Raw genomic sequence first — 13007 nt, 5'->3', positions numbered from 1 at the left:
CAAAAATGATTCATTACCACTATCCATCAAATTTGAAAGCAAAAAATGTCGATATCAGTTTGACATATCGAAGTACTGAGCAAGGTGCAACGCTGGTAGTGGTTCTACTATTTCTGGTTCTTATAATGTTGGCAGGGGCTATAGCGGTTAGACAAAGTAATACAGATCTTAAGATTGCGACCAGTGATCAGATTAATACTATTTTATTACAGTCATCTGATAGTGCTAACCAAAAACTAGAAGCGATGGTTAATGGTAGCACAACATCTACTGCTTATAAATCTGTAACTAGTGTATCAGGAGTATTTGGTCATTTCTTATTGAATGAAGAAAATTCAGAAAATGAGTTTATCTACTGCTTTAATCCTCGTACGAAAAAATATCTGACGGCAAATGCAACAGTGAGACAAGCTGCTGGTGGTTACTGGAGTAGTTTGAATAATGGCATATGCGATTATTCAAGTGCAGATGGATATACTAGCGCAAGACAAACTGTTGTTACGCAAGTAAGCGTAACAACAACTCCTACTGCTGATGATGCAGAAGCATTTGCACATATGGTTCTTGGCAAAGAAGTTGAGGATAAAACAAGTGAAAAACATCAGTTTGATATTCGAGTTACTTCCGCTTTGCCATCTTATAGTGAGCCTGTAGATACAGAGGGTTCTTGTTTTGCAAAAACAAGCATTAGCGCTAATGTAGCGTCAGGAAAAAACTCACTAAATGACTGCATGCTAGCGGCTACGACACCAAGCAAAATGCTATATGAGCAAGCGGATGTTCAGAACGTTTCTTCTGCTACCTTATGTATTCCATTTGGTACAGGATCAGGATCACTGGATACTCAGTGTGTTCTCTCGGTGACACCTTAGCACATCAATTATTGGCTCTAATATATACAAGGATAAAAGTCATGAAACGACTTGGCAACGTACTACCTGATTCTGAGAAACTTGAGTTACCCTTAAAGTATTTAGTCGTTATTATGGCATCGATGATGGCGATGCCTGTGTCACAGGCAGATGTAGCCGGAAAAAAAATCGGTGATTTAGAGATTTATAAAGCAGCTGAAGGTGGTAAGACTACCATTACCATGATGCTAGATACATCAGGTAGTATGAATTCCCAACTTTTCGTTTCCGCATGTGATTTACCTTCTGGTGTTTCTTCTTCTAGCAGAGGGTCAGAAACTTCTAGTACTATACCGTCATACTCAAGAAACTATTGTGAGACTGCAACCACATACTTTTATAAGAAAGATAATAAAGACCGTTGGTATCGTTGCGGAGATGATAATGGTTTAGGTAGTACAAGTACAAGTTCTTGTAAGACTCAAATAACAGCTCCATCGGTTAGCGGATATGTAGTTACAACCCAAGGGAGTAATACATATTATTCTCGAAGTAGTAAGTACTATGATCGCCTGACACGTCTTAAAGATGCTATTTTTGCTTTAATGGATAGTAGTAAGCTAGATTCAAGCAAGGTTTCTATTGGCATTGGTCAGTTCTCTGCACAAAGTGACCAGTTTAACAACTATACAGGTGCTGACGGTAGAAGTGGCAAGGTACTGGTACCTGCAGCATTAGTAAACGATGCACAGCGGACTCTGATTAAGACCTCGATAGCAGGCTTAGTAGGAGCTGGGGGTACCCCAACCGCAAATGCTTATGCAGAAGCCGGTGCCTACATGTTAGGTACTAATACCCTATATACTAGTGGTGGTGGCATTTATAGTGGTTTTGATGATTCTGTTACTACTTCTAAAACTAGCAGCAACTATATTAGTCCACTGTCATCTCCTTCTAGTTGCGATGGGCGAGGGATATACTTCCTCACAGATGGTAATCCTAATGGCGCACCATATCCTGAAACAGTAATGAGTAAAGTGTTGAACATTAGTAATCTTTCAATACCGTCAGATTCACTACCTAGTGGTAGTGAGTCTAACAATGGTATGCCGGCAGTTGGCGCATTTGCTAGAGCTCTACGCGATCCGACGATCAATCCTTTAGGTACGGATAGAGATATTTATACTGCAGTTGTTGGTTTTGGCTCAGTGTTTGATATTGATAAAACGACAGATGCAGCAAAACCGATAGCGAACCGAGTTATTAGAAATCTATCTTATACCAATCCAAAAACTGGTGTAACAGCCAATCGTGACTTTTACAACTGTGCAAATATTACAGATATTGATGCAAAGAATGCTTGTAACTGGGGTGAAAAATCTCATAATGAGTTGCCTGGTGTAGGTGGCTTCGGCGAGGGTGGTTTCTTCTCAGCACAGTCTACAGATGACATTGTCAATAGTATTATCACTTTCGTTAGTGACTTAAACCAAAATTTACCTTCTACTTCATCAGGTACTATCATTATCCCTGATGATCCATATCGTGCTGATAGCCAGCTTGCGGTTGCATATTATCCAACATTACAGCCTAAGGTCGCTGAAAACTCAGTGATCTGGAATGGCAACATGAAAAAATATAGCTTAAATGAAGGTACGCTATATGGTCAAAATAACAGAAAGCTGTTCGAAAATGTAGCAGGAGAGTTAGATCCTGACACACAAGATCTATGGTCAGATAGAGATTACTCTAATGCTAATAGCAGTGTGGAATCTGGTGGGTTTTATGCACGACTCAATACACCAACTACAGGCGTCTCTACAGTCAGATCACTGTACGTAGAAGATCTGAGTAGCACTACTGTGAATACTACTGATGCTGATGCTACGGTATTGAGAAAATTCGGTGTAAACAGTGCAGGCAAAGTCACTTTAGATAATGTTCTTTTATCTAGTACTACATTTAATGATTCAGCAACTTATTCTGAAGATACTTTAAGAAAGTTACTTAACTTTTTAGGATTTGATACTCTTCCTAGTACAGCGACGCTTGTCAAAAACATGACATTGACGACTGCTAACGCTTCAGTACCGATCAAAGTTGTTGGTGCAACAATACACTCAACACCAGCTTCGGTATCTTATTCTGCCACTTTAGATGCTGATGGCAAAGTAACAGACCAACGTGATGATTATGTGTTATTTGGTTCTACTGAAGGTGGATTGCACTTAGTAAATGCTGACGATTATAGTGCAACAGGGGATGGTGGCAGAGAGAGATTCGTTATTATCCCAAGAGAAATACTAAAAGATTCAATTAAGTCAGCTGGTCTCGTTAAAGATGCTACTAAAACTGATATAGGTACACCAAATTTCGGTATTGATGCGCCATGGTTGGTTACTACTGATTATCAATATGATTTTCCTAACTTAAGAGTTGATATTGATACTACTGGCAATAAAGGTGCCTTTGCTTATGGTGGCCTACGCTTAGGTGGTGAGGCTTTTTATGGTATTGATATTCACGATCCAGACAACCCTAGTATGCTGTTTTCTATTACTCCAGCGACGACAGGTTTTAGTAGAATGGGACAGATATGGTCAAAACCGACTGAAGCAAAAATAAAAACTAGCGAGACTGATACTGGTACGGATGTGTTGGTGTTTGGTGGTGGCTATGATACGTGTTACGAAAACGAAGGTTTTCAGGTTGGCGTCATCGATACAGCACTAGGTACTTGTTCGAATAAATCTTCAGCCAAAGGTAATGCGGTTTATATCATTAATGCCAATACAGGAGCATTGATATGGTCTGCTTCTAACGACAGTACTGCATCAAGAACAGTTAGTAGTATGAAAAACAGTATCGTCGCTGGTGTTACTACCCTAGACCGTGATAATGACGGCTTTATGGATCATATCTATTTTGCAGATTTGGGTGGACAAATATTTCGTGCAGACTTTACCAATGCAGGTGCTGTAAAACCAGTTACATCGGGGACAGCATCGCCTGAGAGCTCGTTCACTAATACGAGAGTTACCCGTGTACTGAAAAGTGCATATACAGGGACTAATACAAAATATAACTATCGTTTTTATGAACGCCCTGTTGTGAGCTTTTATCGTAACTCGGTGACCAACACATTATTTGCTTTAGTGAATGCTATCTCAGGTGATCGCAGCTCACCTTTATCTAAAATACGTGATAATACTAAATCTGACAGACTATATGGCATCATTGATGATGATGTGACCAAAGCGGACAACATCTTTTATGCAAGCGATTTTGCGACGACCAGTGGTAATCAGGATGTAGTTGACTTGAGTGACGCTCAGTTATCTGCTTTGCCATCAGCTCTCGGTACTCAGCCAACTGATGGTTATACCCTGAATCAGAAAAATGCAGCGATCAACACTATGAGAACAGGTGCAAGCCAAGGTTGGTATTATCCACTCAACCGTTTTGATGGTTATAACAACGTTAGATATACCAAAGGCATAGGTAAGTCAGAAGTCATCAGTAACTTCCTATATACCACCGTATATAATCCAGACATGAGTTATGGAACGACAGATTCTTGTACAGCACAAATCGTTGGTGGCTCAGAAAGACAGCTGTACTGCTTACCTTATGGTATTTGTACAGATGCGACATCTAATAACGGTACGGGAGGATTTGCTAGAGCAGGCCAGGGTATCCAAGAGCTAACACTAGGCCCTCGTAGTTCAACATTGTCTAATCAGCGTTTACTTATTGGTACGCAAACACTGACTGAACGTACCCAAGATAGAGTTGATTTTGGTACTGATTCGAGTAAAGGTGGTGATAGCCCTATTGATGAAAGCCAAAGTCTGACAGTCGCTGACCAAGTTACTGGTGATGGAACAGCTGGTGAGAACATCTTCAATGATCGCTTCACTCTACAGCCAAAAACGTGGTACGAAGTAGATTAATAGGGTAATCGCATGAATATAAGAACTTCAAAATACCAGTCAGGATTTACTCTTATTGAGCTTATGATAGTCATTGTAATAGTGGCTATCTTAGCATCGATCGCAATTCCATCCTACCGACAGTATGTCGTGAGGAATGCTGAATCGCAAGCTCAAGCACGTATGCAGCAGTTAGAGATAGAGCTAAACCGTTGGCGTGCTACTGCACTGACCTACAAAGGCTTTCAACCAAGGAAATTGGCAAGTGACGGGTCGATCAGTCATGGCTATGATGATACAGTTACTAATACAATAGTATATGTCCCAGAAGGCAGTGATAATCTAGACTTTGATTATCGGATTACCCTCGTAGATGGTAGTACAGGAAATAGTTTGGCACCTACGAGTACTGCCTACTCTACCGCAGGTAATTCATGGCGTATGTTAGCAGAGCCAAATGCAGCATTTGAAAACTCAAACGCTCAAATTATTATGACTACGAGTACAGGCGTACAGTGCAAAAGTACAGATAGAACGGTTACTAGCGCATCGACCGACTGTGGTACTGGAGAGGAGAGCTGGTAATGTCTGTAGTTAATAAAACATCTAAGTACTCTTTGATACAGCAGCGAGGCTTTACTTTGATCGAGCTGATGATAGTTGTTGCTATCATTGGTGTACTAGCTGCGATTGCTTATCCAAGCTACCAGCAATATGTTCTCAAAACAAAACGCACTGATATGATGAGTGAAATGCAAAATATCGCCTCAGAGATTGAGAGTCGTAAACTGGCTCAAGGCAGTTACAATGCCATTAGTGCTGATATCCGTACAGACTTTGCTATCGAATATCCTAGACAAGGCACCGCGCTATACGATGTTACTATCAACCCGGATCCTTTAACAGCCCAATGGTCAATCAATGCTACTCCAAAAGTCAATACTCAGATGGCTAACGATGGCAGTCTTAGTTTAAATAATCAGGGTATCAGATGTCGTGTGATTGGTTTAGATGCAAAATGTGGCACAGACAGTAGCTGGAACGAATAAGTAAATTGATAGCTTGTATGTTTTTATCTGATATAGATTAAATGTGTTCAAAACATGGTAAAAAGCCACTCTAGATATATCTTCTATCTAGAGTGGCTTTTTTATTAGGCTATGTATGAGAAGAAATTTACCGTCTGACAAAAAGTGTCATGCTAATTTACCTGATACACTTAAATGTCACTTAAACTGACAATTTTCAGCAATTTAACTGTAACAATAGAAAGTAGACAAAAATTGTCATTAGGCCATATAGGTAAATATCGTCAGTGTATGAGTGATTCCTCTTATCCTTGTAGACAGAATAAATACTAACCAAAGCCCTTTATCAACATTGGTTAATATACTATCAGCCAAGCCTTTATGAGATATGGGTAAGCGATATCTACATAGATAAGCGCCAGTAGAACAAACATAGTAGATATGACTAATGAGGTTTATTCAATAAAAATTCAGCATCAACTAAAAAGTTGGCATGTTACCTGCAGCATTAATAACAATACAGTTAGACGAGTGAATTACTCACTTAAACTAGCAAACCATTATTTATAATAGATAACAAATGATAATGCCAAACAGCACATCAGTCGATTTGTTATCACCTTACTCTAAAGGACATACTATGAACGCTAATATCCAAAAAGGTTTTACCTTAATCGAACTAATGATCGTTGTTGCTATTATCGGTATCCTAGCTGCTATCGCTATCCCTCAGTACCAGAATTACATTGCTAAGTCACAAGTATCACGTGTAATGGGCGAAACTTCATCTATTAAGACTTCTGTTGAAAACTGTGCATTAGCCGGTAAACAGACAGGTGCTACTGCCTCTGCTACCGTATGTGGCTTAGAAGATCTAGGCATGACTGCCTCTAACATTCAAGGCGCTGCTATTGGTGGTGTTGCTGCTTCAGGTTTACCTGAAGTAAATATTACATCTACAGGTACAGCCTCTATCGTTGCGACTTTTGGTCAAAATGCTGCCGCTAACTTGAAAACTCAAAAGCTTGCATGGCAACGTGATGTTAATGGTACTTGGACTTGTAATACTGACCTAGGTACTGATAAAGCAAAATATCTTCCAACAGGTTGTACTGGTACTAACGTAACAACTGTATCTTAATCTAAGTATTTAGTAACTAGCAATAAAGATAAGCTAAGAGAAATCTTAGCTTATTTTTTTGTAAAAAATTTAACACAAATTAAAATGGTTTAGTCATGATACTTAATAATATAAATAAAAAGCAATTTTATGCTGTATATATTTTCAAGCTTTTATTTATATTGGCCATCGTTACTCTGATCGTCTATTATTATGTGAATACATCCGCTCGTAGTCAGCTATGGCTAAAGACCTACCCAATAAGAGCCGAACTGTCTGTCGCCAATATCAACTGTAGTGATGGTAGTCCTGCATGGCTGGCTGATATGTTAAAGTATCAAACCCGCCATAATAATGCTCCCGCCAATCAGATTGCCTATATTGATTCAAGAGATAATTTATATCACTGCGAAAATGGCTATATCGGTCAGTATCCGCTACTATCAGATAGCGTCACAGAGCAGACGCGCTTTCGTTATGCTAGCATAACTAAGCTATGGACGTCAGACGCAGTGTTATCACTTATAAAGAATGGAAAGCTATCGCTAGACACTAAATTGCACACAATCATCACCGAGATTGATTCACCAAAAGATACGCGTATCAACGATATTACTATCCGTCAGTTATTGCTACATAGAGCTGGTTTCGATCGTTATAGTATGTTTGGTCAGGATATGTTTGGTATCGGCAAGGATATTTGCCCCAATCATCTAGATGGTCTGAATGATATTGAGCTTGGCTTTGAGCCTGGCCGCAAAACCAGCTATTCTAATTTAGGCTATTGTTTATTGGGTGAAGTGATTAGTCGACTAAATGATCAACCTTATACTGACGTTATCGCTCAGCAGTATAATTTTGCTGACAGCACATTGCAGTTTATATCTGATAAGCCGCTGGCTGATGAAGTCACTTATAATTATGTTGAGACAGGATTGACAGGCTACGCTGATATCTATACAGCTTTTGATTATGATGCGCTGGCATCAGCGGCAGGACTATCGGGTAATGCAGTCGACCTTGCTGAACAAGTGCGTACTATGGCACGTAGGCCTGCGCCTAATATCACATCATTAAATGCGGATGTGTCATGCGATAGCAGTCAGATAGCAGAAGAATGTTATGGCTATGCGATGCTCTCTTATAAGCCTAATCCTCAGTCTGCAGCTGTATATTATCGTGATGGTAGTTTATTAGGGCTATCAACCTTAGTTGCGATAGATGAGAGCGGTAGTGTGGTGGCATTACTGAGTAATGGCACGCCAAATAATAGAGTGGATAATAATGTTAAAATAAAGATATATGAGCATTTGAATCGCTAAAATCTAAGGCCAGAAAGACCGTAGCTTTATTTAGAAAAAGAGCTATATATTAATGGCATACGTCGTGCACTATTGGGGGTAACCCAAATAAAGTGATATAACTATTATGACTACGTCTAAAACCACCCAAAATCGTCACTCTTCGACTCAAAGTGGGTTTACACTTATTGAGCTGATGATTGTTGTGGCTATTATTGGTGTATTAGCAGCCATTGCAATACCTCAGTATCAAATTTATGTAGGTAAAACACAGGCGAGTAGAGTTATCAACGAGTTAGGATATTTGCGTCTCACTGTAGAAGAGTGCTTGCAAACGGGGGCAATAGTGATTGGGCTAGATGAAAAAGAATGCGATCCACGAGCATCAGCATCTAACCTAATAGTAGGTGGCTCACAAGTGGGCGTTATATTGCCCAGTAATATGGGCGTGGCACAGATAACGAACCCACTGACCGTAACGACTAGCATTACTGCCATTGTATCCGACCAAGTCAACCCGAAATTGGCAGGTAAAGACATTGAGTGGCTACGCACTAGTAATGGTTCTTGGAGCTGTAGCAGTAATATTGAAGCGTTATATTTACCCAATTCTTGTAGCTATAATGCTAACTTATAGTTTTTTTGATCAAGAGTTGTTATTCATCATGTAACAAAAAACCACCTAACAGCATATCGCTATTAGGTGGTTTTTTATTGCCTCAAGACAGATGAAGCTGTCTTAAAGAGTTATTCTATTTCTCTAAATACTGAATCTTACCTTCCACACCATCCCACTTTGCCGCTTCTGGCAACTGATCTTTCATCTCAGTGATATTCGGCCACTTTTGCGCCAACTCTTCATTGAGCTGGGTAAACATCTCTTGGCTTTTTGGCACTTCATCTTCTGAAAAGATGGCGTTGGCAGGACATTCTGGCTCGCATAGCGCGCAGTCGATGCACTCATCAGGATCGATGACGAGGAAGTTTGGACCTTCATAAAAGCAGTCCACAGGACAGACTTCTACACAGTCGGTGTATTTGCAAAGGATGCAGTTATCTGTAACGACAAAGGTCATAGTGATGTCTACCTGTTATTGGCTTAGGGCTAAATAGAATAGATTAAAATAAAGCGTATTTTAACGCCTTTACGCCTAATTGACAATTCCCTTTAATGACTAATGATTTTCTTTAGATAATATAGCAAATCATGAGCTTGCTTGGGGGTTAGGCTATCAGGATCAATGGCGTGCAGTTCATCTTGCAAGCTAAATAACTGATTTTGTTGTGGAATAATATCTATGCTTGGATTTTTACCATCAATACTTATGATTGCCTTGTCTGTTTCAATATCATAAACCTGTTCACGTTTATCCTTTACTGACTTAGCTAAGTCATTTTTATCATCAATAGGTCGTTCTTTTTCTGCTTTTAGATTATCTAACTTTACATTATCTGCCGTTAAGTTATCTAATAAGTAGCTTTTAGCGTCATTCAGCACTTGAGTGGGGATGCCAGCCATTTTTGCTACATGTAGTCCAAAGCTAGAGCTTGCAGCGCCTTCGCGGATTTGATGCAGTAGTAGCAACTGTCCATCGATCTCACTGGCCGCAACGTGCACATTGCGTATGCTAGCTTGATCTTTCTCATTATTTTGCGCCAACTGTGTTAGCTCAAAGTAATGAGTGGCAAAGAGTGTCAGGCAGCCAATTTCTACCAATCGATTGACACAAGCATGGGCGATGGCGAGTCCATCTGTGGTGGCCGTACCGCGTCCCACTTCATCCATTAATACCAACGACTTATCCGTTGCTTGATTGAGGATGTTAGCCGTCTCAATCATCTCCACCATGAAGGTCGACTTGCCACCTGCCAAATCATCGGCTGAACCGATACGTGTAAAGATACGATCGATATCACCGATATGAGCACTCGCTGCTGGTACAAAGCTACCGCAATGAGCGAGTAGGACTATCAGTGCGGTTTGGCGCATATAAGTAGATTTGCCACCCATATTAGGGCCAGTAATCATTAATAGCCGCTCAGCGTTTTCATTGCTGCCTACTGTTTGACCAAGAATACAATCATTGGCAACGAACTGGGTAGTGTGTTTCGCCTTACTTTGAGTAACGGTATTCGTTGGCTGTAATGCTGCTTCAACGACGACATGGCGTCCTTGTCTGATATTGATACTGGTCTGATTGCTAGTATTTATAGTGTGTTCTGAATCGTTACTCATCACTGGACGCTGCCAGTTATAATTTAACGCGAGCTGTGTCCAATTACATAGCACATCTATCTGCGCGATGGCGGCGCTAAGCTGTTGTAGGTCAGCTAAATGACTGCTCAAGACGGTTAATAGTTCTTGATACAACTGTTTTTCCCGAGTTAATGCCAATGTTTGTGCGCTTAGATATTCTGTCTCGACTTCTTTTAATTCATCCGTGATAAAACGCTCGCTGCTTTTGAGCGTTTGCCGACGGATAAAATGTGCCGGTGCATTCTTCGCCTGCATTTTGGGCAATTCAAAATAAAAGCCACTGACTTTATTAAAGCCAACTTTTAGACTCGGTAGTTGACTATCCTGACGGGCGCGCTCTACCATTTCATCCAAAGTAACTTGGATATTGTCATGTAAATGGGTCAGGCGATCAAACTCTTCATCATAGCCAGTAGCAAGCATGCCACCATCACGAATATGAGCAGGTGGTTCTATAACAATGGCTCGCTCAATCAGCTCGGCTACGAATTGTATGGCAGGTAACTGAGCTGGCAATTGCTGCATAAGCATAGGCAATAGACCAGCGTGCTCATGGCTAATGCCTGATTCATTGAGTAAGGTAGTCAGTTGATCACTACTGGCGATACCCTCGGCAAGTTTACGCAAGTCGCGGGGCTTAGCGCTCATCAGACCGATACGACTACTGATTCGCTCAACATCACCGATGGCATGTAGCGTCTCGCGTATGCTCGTGACTAGTGTATGCGCTGTTTCGTTATTTGCTAATGTTTGCTCTGAGTTATTTGGCGAATGTTCTGTATTTAAGAGATTGGTTATTGCATCCAAGCGTAAGTTGATACGCGCATGTTGACGGAGTGGGCGCTTCATTTGTTGTGCTAGCAATCGTCTACCCATTGGAGTCTGGCAGTGATTTAATACGGATATCAATGAAGTTCCATTGCTGCTAACAGGCGTAAACAGCTCAAGATTCTGTTGGCTATTGGCATCGATAATTAAGTAATCATCATTGTATTCGACGATGAGTTGATTGACTTGTGGCACGTGGCGTTGCTGCGTTTGCCACGCATAGTGAATAAGCGCTGCACAGCTAGATTGAGCCAGTGGTGCATCACTAATACCCAATCCATCGAGACGTTGTACCTCAAATTGCTGGCATAAGGTCGAGCTGGCATGCTCAGGATGAAAGTCATTGGCAGCGACTTCTATAATGGGGCAGTCAAGATTTTGACGTAACCACAGCATCCACGCTGCATCAGTGCCACCAATACTATCGCTGAGTGCTTCACTAATGATGCATTCACTAGGAGCAAAGCGTGCGAGTACCGTCAGCATTTGAGTTTGCAAACCTGCAGTATCATCGTTATCTGCACTGAGAGTTTGTGTGGTTAAAGTCCCAGCGGCCAAGTCCATTTGGCTAATAGCAGCTTGTAGAGGCTGTTTGCTATTCGCCCTAGGGATGGAAATATCAATGGCGACGACCGTAGGCGTATGGTTTGGCGCGATTAATGCATCATCTGTAATCGTCCCTGCTGTCAAAGTCTTAACCACTTCACGGCGCATGATACCGCCAGCAGCAGATTTGCTTTTGTCTTTCTTTTGCTTATCGCCCATCGCAGGGGCATTATTGCTAACATTGCCCGTGGTTGATTCGTCAATTTGCTCACAGACAACAACCGTCTGCCCAGCAGCGATTAATCGTGCCATATAGCTATCGGCAGCATGGAACGGCACACCTGCCATGGCAATCGTGTTGCCTGCTTTATCCGTACCGCGACGAGTGAGCGTGATATCTAATATTTGTGCTGCGCGCTTGGCATCGTCAAAAAACAGCTCATAAAAATCACCCATCCGGTATAGCAGCAGCGCTTGTGGATAGTTAGCTTTCATGGTTAGATATTGCACCATCATCGGCGTATGATCGGCCAAGTTATAAACGCTATCGCCTATCATTAGATGGTCAGCAGTTAATGGCTCAGAGCTATCTTGAGCGCTAACTCTTTTTGACGCGGCATCTATTGATGGGTTAGGTTTTGAGGTATTAGAGTTTTGAGCGGATGGTTTAACGGTCATGCAGAGTCTCTTATAGTTTTAAATACAAATGGTGCTTAAACATTAAATGAATTTTTATTGATGATTTTCAGTAAATGGGCATTGGATAAGCAGGGTTAAATATTAAATCTAGGTATCAGATCAAAGAATAAATGAGAAAAGTATTAGATAATGAGTTCTTATGATTTTGGTTGAATCGTACTAAAAACCTTCGTTTACAATGGGTCATAGCGGGTGAATTACACCCTAATAAATTCAATAGATTTGAGTGCGCAAGCATCATTTTAACACGTCCTACTGAGCTTTTATGTTGGCAAATATCTACTCGTTGCCCTTGTATCCATCAGCACCATAACCATATATAATGGCGTCACACTTAATTGGGCAATACTTCATTAGGCGATACTTCATTGAGTGGTATAGTCAAAGAACTACTAAATAGCTACAGCGTTACCCTCCTTAGATGTACGACTTGTACTATCTGTAG

Annotated in this window: 9 protein-coding genes; 7 read left to right on the top strand and 2 right to left on the bottom strand. The window is 40.9% G+C overall.

What is annotated here, in order from left to right; genetic code table 11:
• Positions 1-5 precede the first annotated feature (5 nt).
• From IPZ60_RS00920 to IPZ60_RS00890, 7 genes are all read left to right on the top strand, one after another.
• Positions 6-872: a pilus assembly protein PilX gene (locus tag IPZ60_RS00920; RefSeq protein ID WP_194196016.1), complete on the top strand. Its 867-nt coding sequence runs from the start codon at positions 6-8 to the stop codon at positions 870-872.
• Positions 873-913: 41 nt separating this feature from the next.
• On the top strand, positions 914-4804 hold the full coding sequence (locus IPZ60_RS00915; protein ID WP_194196015.1) for a pilus assembly protein PilY: 3891 nt from the start codon (positions 914-916) through the stop codon (positions 4802-4804).
• A 12-nt stretch (positions 4805-4816) separates the two neighbouring features.
• Positions 4817-5368, top strand: coding sequence for a type IV pilin protein (locus tag IPZ60_RS00910; protein ID WP_194196014.1), 552 nt, complete (start codon positions 4817-4819; stop codon positions 5366-5368).
• On the top strand, positions 5368-5832 hold the full coding sequence (locus tag IPZ60_RS00905) for a type IV pilin protein (RefSeq protein ID WP_320108703.1): 465 nt from the start codon (positions 5368-5370) through the stop codon (positions 5830-5832). The genes IPZ60_RS00910 and IPZ60_RS00905 overlap by 1 nt, the downstream gene beginning before the upstream one ends.
• Before the next feature lie 619 nt (positions 5833-6451).
• Positions 6452-6952 carry a pilin gene (locus IPZ60_RS00900; protein WP_194196013.1) on the top strand — a complete coding sequence of 167 codons (501 nt, stop codon included), beginning with the start codon at positions 6452-6454 and terminating at the stop codon, positions 6950-6952.
• 194 nt (positions 6953-7146) lie between these two features.
• A complete protein-coding gene (locus IPZ60_RS00895) occupies positions 7147-8253 on the top strand; it encodes a serine hydrolase domain-containing protein (RefSeq protein ID WP_320108702.1) in 1107 nt (368 codons plus the stop codon).
• 106 nt (positions 8254-8359) lie between these two features.
• Entirely contained in the window at positions 8360-8869 is a 510-nt protein-coding gene (locus IPZ60_RS00890) for a pilin (protein ID WP_194196011.1), read from the top strand.
• 115 nt (positions 8870-8984) lie between these two features.
• Here IPZ60_RS00890 and fdxA read toward each other — a convergent pair whose 3' ends face one another.
• Both fdxA and mutS read right to left on the bottom strand, forming a co-directional pair.
• A complete protein-coding gene (fdxA, locus tag IPZ60_RS00885) occupies positions 8985-9308 on the bottom strand; it encodes a ferredoxin FdxA (protein WP_110921842.1) in 324 nt (107 codons plus the stop codon).
• 92 nt (positions 9309-9400) lie between these two features.
• Complete coding sequence (gene mutS / locus IPZ60_RS00880) at positions 9401-12541, bottom strand: DNA mismatch repair protein MutS (protein ID WP_194196010.1); 3141 nt, start codon at positions 12539-12541, stop codon at positions 9401-9403.
• Between the last annotated feature and the right edge of the window lie 466 nt (positions 12542-13007).

The sequence above is a fragment of the Psychrobacter sp. NG25 genome, assembly GCF_015234355.1.
Classification (GTDB): Bacteria; Pseudomonadota; Gammaproteobacteria; order Pseudomonadales; family Moraxellaceae; genus Psychrobacter.
The sequence above is the reverse complement of the archived record's forward strand: the minus strand, read 5'-3'. Positions and strand labels throughout refer to the sequence as shown.